Genomic DNA, 15,898 nt, shown 5'->3' on the forward strand with positions numbered 1-15,898 from the left:
CGAGGTTAGTTGATGGGGGCGTTGATCCACTGCAGGTCGTTCAGCACGCCGCGGGCCGCCACGATGCCCCCGCCGGTCTGCCATACCTCGTTGTTGACGGCGAAGACGCGGTTGTCGCGCATGGCGGATAGAGCGCGCCAGGCGTCGCTGTCCAGCACCTCGGTGGCGCGGTCCTTGGCGGCGGGCGAGTCGAACGACAGGTAGACGATATCGCCGTCGGCGGCGGAGAAGTCGGCGTCGGCGAGGTCGGTGGTGCCGATCTCGACGTAGGGCTTGTCGGTGAAGCGTTGCGCCGCAGGGCGTTCCACGCCGACGTCGGCGAGCACGCTGCCCGGGAACGTGTCCGCGCCGTAGACACGGAGGGTGGTGTCGGTCAGCTGCACGACTGAGGCCTGAAAGTGCACGGCGTCGTTGTCGGTGCCGATCTTGTCGGCGGCACGGGTGAAGCCGTCGATCAGTGCGTTGGCCGAATCGAAGCGGCCCGTCGCGGCGCCGACCGTGCGCAGATTGTCCTGCCACGCCGGGCCCGGCGGGCCGGTGAACACCGTCGGCGCAATCGCCGACAGCGCGTCGAAGGCCTCCGGTGTCGCGGACTCGGAGCCCAGGATCAAGTCGGGATCGGCCGCCTCGATGGCCGCGATGTCGGGCGCGCTGCGGGTGCCCGCCCCGGGAACATCGTGAATGACGCTGCCCAGGTAGGAGGGCTGGTCGGTTGATCCGTCGGGAAGTGCCGCGGCCACGATGCGCGACTGCAGGCCCAGCGCGCACAGCGCGTCGAGTTGGTCTCCGGCGAGCACGACGATCCGTTGCGGGTCGGCGCGTACTTCGGTCTCACCCGCGGCGTGGCGCACGGGGCGCTCCGGCGGCCCGGGGTCGACCGGCGTCGGTTCGGCCGCGCACGATTCGTCGGGTCGACGTTGATTTCCCAGCACGCCGGCGCCGGCGATCCGGGTCGTACTGGTGATGACCGATTGCGTTGCCTCCGTAACGGGGCCGTCGCCACCGAGAGATCCGCAGCCGCTGATCCCGGTGATGACCAGTGCCGCGATCACGGCCGCCGACGAGGCCGCCAGTCCGGCCCGCCGTCCGCTGATCAGCACGTCGCCGACGTTAACATCCGGGCTGTTCGCGGCTGGTCGCCCAGCGTCGCGATTCATTTACGACCGTTTGTAGGACCACCCCGACTTCCGGGTATTCCGGAGGCTAGGATTGCCGACAAGACTGCGGGATCGCCCCGACCGGATATTTGGAGGACCAGTTGGTAGCCGAAGCGCCCCCAATCGGAGAACTCGAGGCTCGCCGCCCGTTCCCGGCCCGGCTCGGTCCGAAGGGCAACCTGGTCTACAAGCTGGTGACCACGACCGATCACAAGATGATCGGCATCATGTACTGCGTCGCGTGCTTCATCTTCTTCTTCATCGGCGGGCTGATGGCGCTGTTCATGCGCACCGAACTCGCCCTGCCCGGACTGCAGTTCCTGTCCAACGAGCAGTACAACCAGCTGTTCACCATGCACGGCACAGTGATGCTGCTGTTCTACGCCACCCCGATCGTGTTCGGATTCGCCAATCTGGTGCTGCCGCTGCAGATCGGCGCTCCCGACGTGGCGTTCCCGCGGCTCAACGCCTTCTCGTTCTGGCTGTTCTTGTTCGGCGCGATGATTGCGATCGCCGGCTTCATCACCCCGGGTGGTGCCGCCGACTTCGGCTGGACGGCCTACTCGCCGCTGACTGACGCCATCCACTCACCCGGCGCGGGTGGTGACCTCTGGATCATGGGCCTGGCCGTCGGTGGTCTCGGCACCATCCTCGGCGGCGTCAACATGATCACCACCTGCGTGTGCATGCGCGCTCCGGGCATGACGATGTTCCGGATGCCGATCTTCACCTGGAACATCCTGGTGACGTCGATCCTGGTGCTGCTGGCCTTCCCGCTGCTGACCGCCGCCCTGTTCGGCCTGGCCGCCGACCGCCACCTGGGCGCACACATCTACGACCCGGCCAACGGCGGTGTGCTGCTGTGGCAGCACTTGTTCTGGTTCTTCGGCCACCCCGAGGTCTACATCATCGCGCTGCCGTTCTTCGGCATCGTGACCGAGATCTTCCCGGTGTTCTCCCGTAAGCCGATATTCGGCTACACCACGCTGATCTACGCGACGTTGGCCATTGCGGCGCTGTCGGTCGCGGTGTGGGCGCACCACATGTACGCGACCGGCGCCGTGCTGCTGCCGTTCTTCTCGTTCATGACGTTCCTGATCGCGGTGCCGACGGGTATCAAATTCTTCAACTGGATCGGCACGATGTGGAAGGGGCAGCTGACGTTCGAGTCGCCGATGCTGTTCTCGGTGGGCTTCCTGGTGACGTTCCTGCTCGGCGGCCTTTCGGGCGTGCTCCTGGCCAGCCCGCCGCTGGACTTCCACGTCACGGACTCGTACTTCGTGGTGGCGCACTTCCACTACGTGCTGTTCGGCACCATCGTGTTCGCCACCTATGCGGGCATCTACTTCTGGTTCCCGAAGATGACGGGCCGCCTGCTCGACGAGCGGCTCGGCAAGCTGCACTTCTGGCTGACGTTCATCGGGTTCCACGTCACGTTCCTGGTTCAGCACTGGGTCGGCGACGAGGGCATGCCCCGCCGCTACGCCGACTACCTGCCAACCGACGGCTTCACCCCGCTCAACATCGTCTCGACGATCGGCGCGTTCATCCTCGGCATCTCGATGCTGCCGTTCGTGTGGAACGTGTTCAAGAGCTGGCGCTACGGAGAGCCGGTGACGGTCGACGACCCGTGGGGCTACGGCAACTCCCTGGAGTGGGCCACCAGTTGCCCGCCGCCTCGGCACAACTTCACCGAGCTGCCCCGGATCCGTTCGGAGCGACCGGCATTCGAGCTGCACTACCCCCACATGGTGGATCGGATGCGGGCGGAAGCGCACATCGGGCGCAGTCACGGACCCGACGACGGCGACGTGACCCGGATCGAGGGCGAGCACGTCCGCACCTGACGGGCCGCGCTTCTCGGGGGTGAATATGCCGAAGGTGTCGGTTCTGATCACCGTCACCGGACACGATCAACCAGGTGTCACGTCGGCCCTGTTCGAGGTGCTGTCGCGGCACAAGGTGGAACTGCTCAACGTCGAACAGGTCGTCATTCGCGGTCGCTTGACCCTGGGTGTGCTCGTGGCCGGCCCGGTGGAGGTGGCGGGCGGGCCAAAGCTGCGCGACGAGGTGACCGCTGCCATCCACGGGGTGGGCCTCGACGTCACGATCGAGGGCAGCGACAGCATGCCCGTGATGCGCGACCCGTCGACGCACTCGATCGTCGTGCTTGGGCGCCCGATCACCGCGGAGGCATTCGGGGTGGTGGCCCGCGAAGCGGCCGCGCTGGGGGTCAACATCGACTTCATTCGCGGCGTATCCGATTATCCGGTAACGGGATTGGAGCTTCGGGTGTCGGTGCCGCCCGGTGCCGCCTACGGCCAGCTGCAGTCCGCGCTCGCGCGGGTCGCGGTCGAGGAGAACGTCGACATCGCGCTCGAGGATTACAGCCTGTCGCGACGGGCGAAGCGGCTCATCGTGTTCGACGTCGACTCCACCCTGATCCAGGGCGAGGTGATCGAGATGCTCGCCGACCGGGTGGGTGCGCACGCCGCCGTCGCCGAGATCACCGAGGCGGCCATGCGCGGCGAGCTGGATTTCACCGAGTCGCTGAACCGCCGGGTCGCGACATTGGCGGGGCTGCCCGCCGAGGTGCTCGAAGAGGTCGGCGAGCAGATCGAACTGACGCCCGGCGCGCGCACCACGATTCGTACTCTGCGCCGCCTCGGATACCACTGCGGCATCGTGTCCGGGGGTTTCCGGCAGGTCATCGAGCCGCTGGCGCACGAGCTGGCGATGGATTTCGTCGCCGCCAACGTGCTCGAGATCAAGGACGGCAAACTGACCGGGCGCGTCACGGGCCCGATCATCGATCGGCCCGGAAAAGCCAAGGCGCTCAGGGATTTCGCTCAGCAGGCCGGCGTTCCGATGGATCAGACGGTGGCCGTCGGTGACGGCGCCAACGACATCGACATGCTCGCCGCCGCCGGACTCGGAGTGGCGTTCAACGCCAAACCCGCACTGCGTGAGGTCGCCGACGCGTCACTGAGTCACCCGTACCTGGACACGGTGCTGTTCATCCTCGGCATCACTCGCGGCGAGATCGAGGCGGCCGACGCGGTCGACGGGATGGTCCGCCGCGTCGAGATCCCCGATTGATCGGCGCCGGAAAACTAGACCACCACGGTCGTCGGTTCCGGCGCGGAGAGCCCGGTGACGCTGTGCCAGGCGCGGGCCAGCAGTTCGACGGCGTCACTCAACTGATCCTCGGGCAGCGCATAAGGCACGCGGACGAACCGCTCGAGTGTGCCGTCCACGCCGAAGCGCGGGCCTGCGGGCAGGTCGAGACCCAGTCGTGAGGCGGCGGCCGACAGCGCGGTGCTCATCGGAGCGGGCAGTCGCACCCACAGCGACATGCCGCCGACACCTGGTCCGGGCTGCCAATCGGGGAGGTGCCGGCGCAGCAGCGACTGCAGGAACTCGCGGCGGCTCCGCAGAATTTCTCGGCGTTCCGGTAGAAGCTCCTCCCTGCGCGCGAGAAGCCGTGCCGCAGCGAACTGTTCGAGCACTGCCGTGCCCATGTCGATGGATGGCCGCAGCGCGGATATGGTGGCGATGGTGGCGCGTTCAGCCCGGATCCAGCCCACACGCAGCCCGCCCCAGAACGACTTCGACATCGAGCCGACCGTCAGGACGAGGTCGCGTCGCGCAGTCATCTCGGCCGCCATGGGGCCGGGCATCGGTTCATCGAGCCACATGTCGAGGATGGTCTCGTCGATGACGGTGCGGGTGCGCGTCTCGGCGATGATGCGCCCCAGACGTTGTCGATCCGACACCGGCATCGTCATTCCCGTCGGGTTCTGGTTGTCCGGGATCAGGTAGGCCAGGGCGGGCGACACCTGATGAATCGCGGCCTGCCATGCGTCGAGGTCCCATCCGTCATCGGTCAGTGCCACCGGGACCGGCCGTGCTCCCGCGGTGGTGATGGCCGACAACGCGCCGTGATACGTCGGTTGTTCGACGAGGACGCGATCGCCGGGCTGAACATACGTCGTCAAGATGAGGCCGATCGCGTGCAGCGCGCCGGTAGTCACCATGATCTCGTCGGGCTCGGTCGGAAGACCGCGCTCGCAATACCTTTCGGCGATGGCCTGCCGCAACGCGCTCACCCCGACGAGTTCGTGTCCCGGCGCGTGCAGGTACGGCGTCACGTCGTGTGCCGCTTCGGCGAACGCCTCCATCACCGCGGCCGCCGGCGCGGACAGTGCCGCCGCGGCCAGACTGACCGACGGCGGTGTGGGGTCGGGCCGAACCGCGGGCGCCACCGGCAGGGCGGTGGTGCTGCGGGCGCCGCGGCGGGCGTTCAGGTACCCGTCGTCGCGCAGTTGGGTGTAGGCGGCGGTGACTGTGGTGCGCGATACCCGCAGCACGTCGGCCAGCGCCCGTTCGCTCGGTAGGCGCGCTCCGACCGGTAAGCGTCCGTCGACGATCAGCAGCCGGATCGCGTCGGCCAGCCCCTGATAGGCGGGTCCGCTGCGACTGGACGTGCGCCAGTTGCCCAATTCGCGCGCTAAGAGGTCCACATTGAGGGCCCGCGCGGGCATTTCAATCGTCATTTGCAGCCAGTATGCGCTAACTGGCTATTGAAGGGCAAGCCAGTCGGCGCAATTATCGGTCTCATGACGACGAAGTGGATACCTCGGTTGGGTAAGCGGCTCGCGCGGACGCTCAGTTGGCAGGCACCGGTGGCCTACATCGATCACGTCGACCGCGACGCCGAGCGCATGGCGCAGGAGCTCGAGCTGATACGGATCCGCTTCCCGCACCATGCGTAGCGGCGCGACCCGCGCTGCGGCGCTGCTGATCGGCTTGGCCGGCTACGGCTTCTCAATGGCGATGATGGTCCGGGCCGGCCTGGGATTGGACCCATGGGACGTCTTTCATCAGGGACTGGCCCTGCGTACGGGCATGACGATCGGTGTGGCGTCGGCCGTGGTCGGCGTGGCGGTGTTGCTGGCCTGGATCCCACTGCGGAACCGTCCGGGCATCGGAACCGTGGCCAACGTGATCGTCATCGCGGTCACCGTCGATGCCGGCCTGCTGGTGTTGGCCCCGCCGACGTCGTTGCCCGCGCGGATCGCGATGATGGTCGGCGCCGTGGTGCTCAACGCGTTCAGCACGGTGCTCTACGTCGGGGCCGGGCTCGGCCCCGGGCCACGCGACGGGTTGATGACCGGCCTGGTCGTGCGTACGGGCTGGTCGGTGCGGGTGGTCCGCACATCGATCGAGGCGGCGGCGCTGCTGACCGGGTGGCTGCTCGGAGGCACCGTCGGCGTCGGCACCGTGCTCTACGCCTTCGGCATCGGCCCGCTGGTGCAACTGTTCCTGCGGCTCACGCCCAACCGCGTCCTGGCGGTCAGCGGGTGGGCATCCGTCGCGCACGCCAGCGACTTGCGCACGAAAACGAGCGGTGGGCGCAACGGATCGCACACAAAACGCCTGACTACGATGGGCGAGTGGCCCCCGCCGAAGGAGATGCAGCCGACCCCGACCTGCTGATCGATTTCGCCAAGGTGTCGCTGCGGCGCGCCGGCCAGACTCTCGTTGGCCCGATCACCTGGTCGGTGGAACTCGACGAGCGGTGGGTGGTCATCGGCCCCAACGGCGCGGGCAAGACATCGTTGCTGCGCATCGCGGCCGCCATGGAACATCCCTCGTCCGGGACGGCCTATGTGCTCGGCTCGCGACTCGGGCGCGTCGACATGTCCGAACTGCGCGCGCGCGTGGGCCTCAGCAGTTCCGCACTGTCGCAGCGGGTGCCCGACGGCGAACTGGTACGCGACCTCGTGGTGTCGGCCGGCTACGCCGTGCTGGGACGCTGGCGTGAGAAGTACGACGAGGTCGACTACAACCAGGCCATCGACATGCTGGAAAGCGTTGGCGCCGAACATCTTGCCGATCGCACCTACGGCACCCTGTCCGAGGGGGAACGCAAGCGGGTGCTCATCGCGCGCTCGATGATGACCGACCCCGAACTGTTGCTGCTCGACGAACCCGCCGCCGGTCTGGACCTCGGCGGGCGCGAAGAACTGCTGGCGCGGCTGGAGGATCTGGCCAACGACGCCGACGCGCCGGCGATGGTGTTGGTCACCCACCACGTCGAGGAGATCCCGCGCGGGTTCTCGCACGGCCTGATCCTGTCCGAGGGCAAGGTCGTCGACTCCGGTCTGCTCTCGGATGTGCTGACGTCGGAGAACCTGTCGAAGGCGTTCGGCCAGTCGATCGCGCTCGAGGTCACCGACGGGCGCTATTTCGCGCGTCGGGCCAGGACCCGGGCGGCGCACAGGAGGCGGGCATGAGCGCAGAAGCGGCCGAAGAGCCCTTGACACCGCGGCCCGCGGCGACGGTGATGTTGATCCGCGACACCGATGCCGGCATCAAAGTGTTCCTGATGCGGCGGCACTCGGCGATGGATTTCGTCGCCGGGGTGATGGTGTTTCCCGGCGGCGGCGTGGACGACCGCGACCGCAACGCCGACATCGCCTGGTTCGGTCCGGACCCCGCATGGTGGGCCCACCGGTTCGGCGTCGAGCCCGACCTGGCCGAGGCGCTGGTGTGCGCCGCGGCGCGCGAGACGTTCGAGGAGTCCGGGGTGTTGTTCGCCGGGCCCGCCGATGATCCCGACGTACTGGTCGACGATGCGTCGGTCTACAGCGAGGCCCGGGCCGCGCTGGCCAACCATTCGCTGTCGTTCGCCGACTTCCTGCGTCGCGAGAACTTGGTGTTGCGCGCAGATCTACTTCGGCCGTGGGCCAATTGGGTGACTCCGAAAGAGGAGCGCACCCGGCGTTACGACACGTTCTTCTTCGTCGGTGCGCTACCCGAGGGCCAACGGGCCGACGGCGAGAACACCGAAACCGACAGGGCCGACTGGATTACGCCGCAGGAGGCGCTCGACGACTTCGCCAACGGCCGCACGTTTCTGCTGCCACCGACGTGGACGCAGCTCGACGCGCTCAACGGCCGCACTGTCGCCGAAGTGCTCGCGGTGGAGCGGAAAATCGTCGCGGTGGAGCCGCATCTGGCCGCGAACAAGGACACCGGCAACTGGGAGATCGAGTTCTTCAACAGCGACAGGTACAACGCGGCCCGCAACCGCCGCGCGCCCCAGGGCTACGGGTCGTCGTCGGCATGACCGAGTTCGTCTCCGTGCACACCAGCGATGACCGGCCGGGCATCGCCACGCTGCTGTTGTCGCGACCGCCGACGAACACGTTGACCCGTCAGATGTACCGGGAGATCGTCAACGCCGCAGCCGACCTCGGCGGCCGCGACGACGTTCGCGCTGTGGTGGTCTTCGGCGGACACGAGATCTTCTCCGCCGGCGACGACGTGCCGGAACGGCGAACCCTGACCCCCGACGAGGACGACATCGCCAAGCGCGTGTGCCGGGCGGCGGTCGATGCGGTGGCCGCGATCCCGAAGCCGACGGTTGCGGCCCTCACCGGCTATGTGCTCGGCGGTGGTCTGACGCTCGCGCTGGCCGCCGACTGGCGGGTGAGCGGTGACAACGTCAAGTTCGGGGCGACGGAGATACTCGCCGGCCTTACTCCTGCGGGTGGGACGTCACGGCTGGTAGGTGCAGTCGGCATCGGCAAGGCCAAGGACATGGTCTTCTCCGGCCGGTTCCTCGACGCCAGAGAGGCGCTTGCGCTGCGGCTCATCGACGAGATGGTCGCGCCGGACCACGTCTACGACGCGGCGCTTGCGTGGGCGCAACGGTTCGTCGACTACCCGCCGCGGGCACTGGCTGCCGCCAAGGCCGCGTTCGACGTTTAGGCTGCCCTGTTATGAGCTTCGAGGACATCGACACCATGCCCGATGTCGCCGACCAGGCGGCTCCGGTCCCGAACCCGCACGCCACCGAGGAGCAGGTAGAGGCCGCTCGCCACGACTCGAAGCTGGCCCAGGTGCTCTACCACGACTGGGAAGCCGAGACCTACGACGAGAAGTGGTCGATCTCCTACGACAAGCGGTGCGTCGACTACGCGCGTGACCTGTTCGACGCGACGGTGCCCTTCGCCGAGCAGCGCAAGCTGCCGTATGACCGCGCGCTGGAGCTGGGCTGCGGCAGCGGATTCTTCCTGCTCAACTTGATCCAGGCCGGGGTCGCGCGGCGCGGCTCGGTGACTGACCTGTCGCCGGGCATGGTCAAGGTGGCCGTACGCAACGGCGAGAACCTGGGCCTCGAGATCGACGGCCGGGTCGCCGACGCCGAAGGCATCCCGTATGACGACAACTCCTTCGACCTCGTCGTGGGGCACGCGGTGCTGCACCACATTCCCGACGTCGAGCTGTCGCTGCGCGAGGTGGTCAGGGTGCTCAAGCCCGGCGGCCGGTTCATCTTCGCCGGTGAGCCGACGAACGCGGGAGAGAACTACGCCCGCCCGTTGTCGACACTGACGTGGCGCGCGGTGACGAACGTGACCCGCCTGCCGGGACTGTCCGGTTGGCGACGGCCGCAGGCCGAACTCGACGAATCGTCGCGTGCCGCGGCACTGGAGGCGATCGTCGACCTGCACACGTTCGCCCCCAGCGACCTGGAGCGCATGGCGCGCAATGCCGGGGCCGTCGAGATTTCCACCGCCACAACGGAGTTCACCGCAGCCATGCTGGGATGGCCGCTGCGCACGCTGGAGGCCGCGGTGCCGCCGGGCCGGCTGGGCTGGAACTACGCCAAATTCGCGTTCAACAGTTGGATCACGCTGAGCTGGGTAGACAACAACATCTGGCGGCGGGTCGTCCCGAAATCCTGGTACTACAACGTGATGATCACCGGGGTCAAGCCGTCGTAGCGTTCGGCGTCGACGACGTCGCCTACCTGCGTTCGGAAGCCGGCACGCAGGCGCTGCACGAGGTCGCTGCGCTCCGGCTGAGCGACGCCACCCTGGTCGCCGACATCGAGTCGGCGCGTAGGCATTTCGGTGAACGCGCCGCGGTGCTGGTCGAGACGACGGTGTTGCGAAGGCGCGCGGCCGCGAAACTGAGCCACCCCGACGACTGGTTGTTCACCGACGAGGCGCTACAGCAGGCCACCGCCGAACCCGTCGCGGTGCATCGCGCGCGGCGGCTGGCCGGCATGCGCGTGCACGACGCGACGTGTTCGGTCGGCAGCGAACTTGCGGCGCTTCGGGATTCGGCAGCTCTCGCCGTCGGCAGCGACGTCGACCCAGTCCGGTTGGCGATGGCGCGACATAACGTCGCCGACGTCACTCTGTGTCGAGCCGACGCCCTGCTGCCGGTGAGCCGCGGCACAGTCGTGCTGCTTGATCCCGCACGGCGCCGCGGCGGCCGGCGTCGCTTCGATCCGCGCGACTACACGCCGCCATTGGATGAGCTACTGCAGGTGTACGGCGGACGTGATCACGTCGTGAAGTGCGCTCCGGGAATCGATTTCGACGCGGTGTCGCGATTGGGGTTCATCGGCGAGATCGCCGTGACCTCACTGGCAGGCAGTGTGCGTGAGGCGTGCCTGTGGTCCCCGGGACTCGCCACCTCCGGTGTCACGCGGCGCGCCACCATGCTCGACACGGGCGAGGAGATCACCGACGCCGACCCCGACTCGACCGTCGTCGCGCCGGCGGGACGGTGGCTCGTCGACCCCGACGGCGCCGTGGTGCGGGCGGGCCTGGTCCGCCATTACGCGGCACGACACGGGCTGTGGCAGCTGGACCCGGACATCGCCTATCTCTCTGGGGACCGGTTGCCCGACGGGGTGCGCGGGTTCGAGGTGCTCGACGAGCTCGGCTACAGCGAACGTCGACTGCGGCAGGCACTTTCGGCCCGCGACGTCAAAGCCGTCGAGATTCTGGTCCGCGGTGTCGACATCGACCCCGACGCGCTGCGGGCACGGTTGCGGCTGCGCGGATCACAGCACGCCTCGGTCGTCATCGCCCGCATTGGATCGGGAGCCGCGAGCCGGGCAACGGCATATATCTGTCGTCCGTCGCGCTAGTCGTGCGTTGGGTTTTTCGTCCGTGCTGTAACGACACGTACGCTGGCATCGATGAGCTGGTATCGACGCCGGCGCCGGCAGCAAGGACGTCCGACAATGCACAGTGTGAGGTGGGCTGGTCTGTTGGCAGCCGCTGTCATTGCCTGCGCGACGGGCACCGGCACGGCGGCGGCCCATACGGGTTGCGTCGATCTGCAGGGCGCCGTCGGCCCTGACGGGATGTGCCGGGTGCACGTGCAGAAGCCGTCGTACACCCTCGACTTGAGCTTTCCCAACGACTACCCGGACCAGCAGCCGTTGGTCGCCTATCTGACCCAGGCCCGCGACGGGTTCGTCAACGTGTCCGAGGATCCCGACGCGTACAACCTGCCGTACGAACTCGACGCCGAAGGGGCGGGCTACCGTTCGGGCCCGCCGATCGGCGGCACCCGCAGCGTGGTGTTCACGGTGTGGCAGAACGTCGGCGGCGCTCATCCGCAGACCTACTACCAGGCCTTCAACTGGGACGTCGCCAAGAATGCGCCGATCACCTTCAACACGTTGTTCAAACCCGGCAGCCGGCCGCTCGACGTCATATATCCGGAGGTCAACCGATACCTGGAGAGGCAGCAGGGTCTCACCGACCCGGTGGCGCCCGGCGAGGGGCGCGACCCGACCAACTACCAGAACTTCGCTTTGACCGATGACTCGCTGATCTTCTTCTTCAGCCAGGGCGAGATGTTCCCCGAGTCGGCCGGCCCGGTCCAGGCGACGGTGCCGCGCGCCGCCGTCGCGCCGATGCTGGCTCTCTAGGGCCGACTCACGTTCGCGTCGGTTCGCGGTCCTTGGTGGCGATCGGGTCGTAGTTCTCCCAGAACGTCGCCCCGGTGATGTTCAGAGCATGCGGGTCGAATACGGGGTCGAGTCCAGCCCTCTTCTGCTTCTCGTAGTCCCACAGGGCGCGGTACGCGGGTTGTTGAAGGATGACGATTCCGATGATGTTGAGCCACGCCATCAGTCCGACGCCGATGTCGCCGAGAACCCACGCTTCGGTCGCTGTCGATACGGCGCCAAGGACCACAGATACCAGGATCAGCGCCTGCAGCATCATGGTCGCGCCGGCGCCCACTCTGCCCCCGATCACCGGGATCGGCACCGTGGAGAATCGGCCGAGCATGAACCGCAGGTTGGTTTCGGCCATGTAGTAGTACGCGATGATCGTGGTGAAGCAGAAGAACGCCAGTGACACCGCGATGAAACTCGATCCCGCGCCGCTCCACAGGGTGTCGAAACCCGCCTGCGCGAACGCCGGTCCGACCTCGGTGTCGGAAGGAAGAATGCCGCCCTCGGCGATCAAGTCGCCGCTGTCGGACTCGCCCTCGAAGACGCGGTAGGCCCCGGTCGAGAGGATGAGGAAGCCGGTGGCAGAACAGATGAACAAAGTGTCGACATAAACCGCGAACGCCTGCACGAGTCCTTGCTTCGCCGGATGGGAGACTTCCGCTGCGGCCGCGGCGTGCGGGCCTGTGCCCTGGCCGGCCTCGTTGGAGTAGATCCCGCGCTTGACGCCCCACATCACTGCCGAGCCGATGATCGCCCCGAACGCGGAGTCAAGCCCGAACGCGCTGGCGAAGATCATCTCCAGCACTCCGGGGATCCGCTCGGCGTTGAACAGCACGACCACCAACGCCAGCGCGATGTAGACCACCGCCATGAAGGGCACCACGATTGATGCGAAGGCCGCGATCCGCTTGACCCCGCCGATGATGACGAAGGCCAGCACGATCACGGTGCCGACGGCTACCCACCACTTCGAGAAGCCCCACGCCGAGCTCATCGCCGAGGCCATCGAGTTGGACTGAACACTCGGAAGCAGGAGCCCGCAGGCCAGCACGGTCACTGCCGCGAAGACGAAGCCGTACACCTTGAACGCTCCCGCAGCGCGGGTGTGCGCCAGCGCTCGGCTGAGGTAATACGCGGGACCGCCGCGATATTCGCCCGTCAATCGGTCGCGCGTTTTGTAGATCTGGCCGAGGGTGCATTCGACGAAAGAAGTGGATGCGCCGAGAAACGCCACAGCCCACATCCAGAAGAGGGCACCGGGGCCGCCGAAGGCGATCGCGGTCGCGACACCGGCGATGTTTCCGGTGCCGACACGGCCGGCAAGTGACATCGTCAAAGCCTGGAACGAGGACACCCCCGACGGCGACTTCTCGCCCTTGAGCATCAACCGGATCATCTCCGGAATCTGCCGTACTTGGACGAAGCGCGACCGGATGGAGAAGTACACGCCCGCTGCCAGGCACAGGTACACCAGCGCGTTGCTCCACACATAACTGTTGACTGCGTCGAGGAATTCGGACAAATCTGCCACCTTGGTATCGATGCGGATGCCGGCCCCGCAGAACGAGGCATCCCGGATGCTCGCATGCGAACGCACGTCCGTTGTTACGAATCAGTCACACTGCGGTTAGACGGCGTTAGGCGGTTGTTGCACCGCGACGAACGGCGTCACTTGGCAGGCGCGAAGCCGTAGACAAGGCCGTCGCTGGTGGCCGTCACGACCCGGCGATCGTGGCCGATCGAGACGCCGACGGGATAACCCGTCGCATTCGGCAGCGGGTAAGACTTGAGGGTCCGACCGTCGGCCGGATCGAACACGAGCAGCGCCTGGCCGCGCTCGCCGTCGCGCACCACGCTGTAAGCCGTGTCCGTGCCGGACTGGCTGGACGTCGACAGCGGCATGACGTCGTCACGCGTCCAAGCCACCTCGCCGCGGTCTCCGGCGTCCTTGACCGCGACCAGCTTCGCCTCCGGCCCGCCGCCGGCGACAATCAGGCCGTCCGGAGAGACCGACGGCGGCGTCTGCGCCAAAAAGTCCAGCGGCACCGACCATTTCGGCGCGCCGTCGGCCGTGTCGATCGCCCACAGCCGCCGGTCGCGGCCGTTGACGTACACCGTCGACCCGTCGGCCGACATCACGGGACTGGCCAGCGGCCCCTCACCGACGGCGTCGCTGGTCCACTCGCGGGTGAGCAGCGGAGTCTGACCTTCCTGATAGCGCAGGCCGACCAGCATTGGCGCCCGGGCGTCGGGTTCCCACAGTGTGAGGACGACGATGCCCGTTGCCGCCGCGAACGCCGGGGCTGCGGCGACCGGGCACCGCGCACGCGCAGGCCGACAGTCGGCGAGGCCCCGCTCAGAGTCCCTCGGGTCGACGCCCGCGACCAGATCCAGCGGTGAACCGACGACGACGCCCTTGTGCGCGTCGAACACCAGCACTTGGCCGAGATGGGTGACGACCAGCAGGCGGCCGGGCGACAGGAGTCGCGGTGTCGTCGGCATCCCGATCACCGGCTGACGCCAGCGGATCCACTGCGTCGGCGGGAACGACAGCATGGCGCCGGGCTGGCCGATGTAGAGGTTGTCGAACCCGTCGAAGAGAGGACTGGACGTGCCACCACCCTGCACCAGCCGCGTGCACCAGCGCTGCCGGGCGTTGTTGTCGGCCTCCCACACCATCAGCGAGCAGCCGCCGGGGGTCTGCGCATTGACGGCCAGGTAGCTGCCGGAACCCAAGGCCGCGGCGGCGTCCAGATCGCCTTTGACCGACCGCGTCCACTCCAGCCGGAGCTCACCGGCGCCGGCAGTGGCTTCAAAACTGCTGTTGCTCGCGTCGCCGTACTGCGCGGGCCAGCCCGACGCGGGGTGCGCCTCCACCCATGAATCGGTGTCTCCGCATCCCGCCAAAGTGGCCGTGATCAGCGCTGTTGACGCCAGCACGATCGTTCGCCGGAACACTCGACCTCTTCCCGTTCCTCGTTCTCAGTCCACGTGAGGGTAACCGTTGGCAGGCTCACGGCTCGCGTAGGCTTTCCGGCCATGACGACGATGTGGGGCGCGCCGCTGCACAAGCGCTGGCGGGGTTCACGGCTGCGTGACCCGCGTCAAGCGAAGTTTCTGACCGTCGCGTCGCTGAAGTGGGTGCTGACCAACCGCGCCTACACACCGTGGTATCTGGTGCGCTACTGGCGGCTGCTGAAGTTCAAGCTGCGCAACCCGCACATCATCACGCGCGGCATGGTGTTCCTGGGCAAGGGCGTGGAGATCGAGGCGACTCCGGAGCTGTCGACAATGGAGATCGGCCGGTGGGTGCACATCGGCGACAAGAACACGATCCGCTGCCACGAAGGCTCACTGCGGTTCGGCGACAAGGTGGTGCTGGGCCGCGACAACGTCATCAACACCTACCTCGACATCGAGCTCGGCGACTCGGTACTGATGGCGGACTGGTGCTACATCTGCGATTTCGACCATCGCATGGACGACATCGATGTACCGATCAAGGACCAGGGCATCGTCAAGGGTCCGGTGCGGATCGGTCCCGACACGTGGGTCGGGGTGAAGGTCACAGTGTTGCGCAACACCACGATCGGGCGCGGGTGTGTGCTGGGTTCGCACGCGGTCGTGCGCGGGGACGTCCCGGACTTCTCGATCGCGGTCGGCGCGCCGGCCAAGGTGGTCAAGAACCGGCAGCTGGCGTGGGAGACGTCGGCCGCGCAACGCGCCGAGCTGGCCGCCGCGCTGGCCGACATCGAGCGCAAAAAAGCGTCACGCTGAACCGCACGTACGCATCGGGCCGGCCACAACTGCGTTGGCCGCAGCGGGCACGACCTCCGAGGCATCGTAGAAGTCGACCTGGGTGACGCGACGCCGTCGAATGTGAGCCAGCCTTCTACGAGGGCGGGGTCAGTCTCGTTGCGCCGCGCTGGAATAGCTCCGCGGGCGCCCATGCAGGAAGATTGGT

At 67.4% G+C, this 15,898-nt stretch carries 15 protein-coding genes; 11 read left to right on the top strand and 4 right to left on the bottom strand.

What is annotated here, in order from left to right:
• Positions 1 to 5: 5 nt before the first annotated feature.
• On the bottom strand, positions 6 to 1,100 hold the full coding sequence (locus N4S67_RS12015; RefSeq protein WP_260993218.1) for an iron-siderophore ABC transporter substrate-binding protein: 1,095 nt from the start codon (positions 1,098 to 1,100) through the stop codon (positions 6 to 8).
• A 158-nt stretch (positions 1,101 to 1,258) separates the two neighbouring features.
• Here N4S67_RS12015 and ctaD point away from each other — a divergent pair, with 158 nt between their 5' ends.
• Positions 1,259 to 3,004, top strand: a complete 1,746-nt coding sequence (ctaD, locus tag N4S67_RS12020; RefSeq protein WP_260993219.1) for an aa3-type cytochrome oxidase subunit I — start codon at positions 1,259 to 1,261, stop codon at positions 3,002 to 3,004.
• 25 nt (positions 3,005 to 3,029) lie between these two features.
• On the top strand, positions 3,030 to 4,256 hold the full coding sequence (serB, locus tag N4S67_RS12025) for a phosphoserine phosphatase SerB (protein ID WP_260993220.1): 1,227 nt from the start codon (positions 3,030 to 3,032) through the stop codon (positions 4,254 to 4,256).
• 14 nt (positions 4,257 to 4,270) lie between these two features.
• Here the strand turns inward: serB and yczR are convergent, their stop codons facing one another.
• Entirely contained in the window at positions 4,271 to 5,713 is a 1,443-nt protein-coding gene (yczR, locus tag N4S67_RS12030) for a MocR-like transcription factor YczR (RefSeq protein ID WP_260993221.1), read from the bottom strand.
• A 63-nt stretch (positions 5,714 to 5,776) separates the two neighbouring features.
• On the opposite strand from yczR, the gene N4S67_RS12035 reads away from it, so the two are divergent.
• From N4S67_RS12035 to N4S67_RS12070, 8 genes are all read left to right on the top strand, one after another.
• Positions 5,777 to 5,932 (top strand): hypothetical protein, encoded by a 156-nt coding sequence (locus tag N4S67_RS12035; protein ID WP_260993222.1) that lies wholly within the window; start codon positions 5,777 to 5,779, stop codon positions 5,930 to 5,932.
• Positions 5,925 to 6,656, top strand: a complete 732-nt coding sequence (yczE, locus tag N4S67_RS12040; protein ID WP_260993223.1) for a membrane protein YczE — start codon at positions 5,925 to 5,927, stop codon at positions 6,654 to 6,656. The genes N4S67_RS12035 and yczE overlap by 8 nt, the downstream gene beginning before the upstream one ends.
• A complete protein-coding gene (locus N4S67_RS12045) occupies positions 6,581 to 7,456 on the top strand; it encodes an ABC transporter ATP-binding protein (RefSeq protein ID WP_390893388.1) in 876 nt (291 codons plus the stop codon). Before yczE ends, N4S67_RS12045 begins: the two co-directional genes overlap by 76 nt.
• Positions 7,453 to 8,292 carry an NUDIX hydrolase gene (locus tag N4S67_RS12050; RefSeq protein WP_260993225.1) on the top strand — a complete coding sequence of 280 codons (840 nt, stop codon included), beginning with the start codon at positions 7,453 to 7,455 and terminating at the stop codon, positions 8,290 to 8,292. The genes N4S67_RS12045 and N4S67_RS12050 overlap by 4 nt, the downstream gene beginning before the upstream one ends.
• Entirely contained in the window at positions 8,289 to 8,936 is a 648-nt protein-coding gene (locus N4S67_RS12055; protein WP_260993226.1) for an enoyl-CoA hydratase, read from the top strand. The genes N4S67_RS12050 and N4S67_RS12055 overlap by 4 nt, the downstream gene beginning before the upstream one ends.
• A gap of 35 nt (positions 8,937 to 8,971) precedes the next feature.
• Complete coding sequence (locus N4S67_RS12060; protein WP_260994005.1) at positions 8,972 to 9,952, top strand: class I SAM-dependent methyltransferase; 981 nt, start codon at positions 8,972 to 8,974, stop codon at positions 9,950 to 9,952.
• The gene (locus N4S67_RS12065; RefSeq protein ID WP_449288833.1) at positions 9,910 to 11,112 is read left to right on the top strand and encodes a THUMP-like domain-containing protein; all 1,203 of its coding nucleotides are present in this window, start codon (positions 9,910 to 9,912) and stop codon (positions 11,110 to 11,112) included. The genes N4S67_RS12060 and N4S67_RS12065 overlap by 43 nt, the downstream gene beginning before the upstream one ends.
• A gap of 96 nt (positions 11,113 to 11,208) precedes the next feature.
• Complete coding sequence (locus N4S67_RS12070) at positions 11,209 to 11,904, top strand: esterase (RefSeq protein ID WP_260993227.1); 696 nt, start codon at positions 11,209 to 11,211, stop codon at positions 11,902 to 11,904.
• Between the two features lie 7 nt (positions 11,905 to 11,911).
• On the opposite strand, the gene N4S67_RS12075 is transcribed toward N4S67_RS12070, so the two are convergent.
• Positions 11,912 to 13,456 (bottom strand): alanine/glycine:cation symporter family protein, encoded by a 1,545-nt coding sequence (locus N4S67_RS12075; RefSeq protein ID WP_260993228.1) that lies wholly within the window; start codon positions 13,454 to 13,456, stop codon positions 11,912 to 11,914.
• A gap of 146 nt (positions 13,457 to 13,602) precedes the next feature.
• Entirely contained in the window at positions 13,603 to 14,892 is a 1,290-nt protein-coding gene (locus tag N4S67_RS12080) for a PQQ-binding-like beta-propeller repeat protein (RefSeq protein WP_260993229.1), read from the bottom strand.
• 81 nt (positions 14,893 to 14,973) lie between these two features.
• Here N4S67_RS12080 and N4S67_RS12085 point away from each other — a divergent pair, with 81 nt between their 5' ends.
• On the top strand, positions 14,974 to 15,711 hold the full coding sequence (locus tag N4S67_RS12085; RefSeq protein WP_260993230.1) for an acyltransferase: 738 nt from the start codon (positions 14,974 to 14,976) through the stop codon (positions 15,709 to 15,711).
• The last annotated feature ends 187 nt before the right edge of the window (positions 15,712 to 15,898 follow it).

The organism is Mycobacterium deserti (assembly GCF_025345615.1).
Taxonomy (GTDB): Bacteria; Actinomycetota; Actinomycetes; order Mycobacteriales; family Mycobacteriaceae; genus Mycobacterium; species Mycobacterium deserti.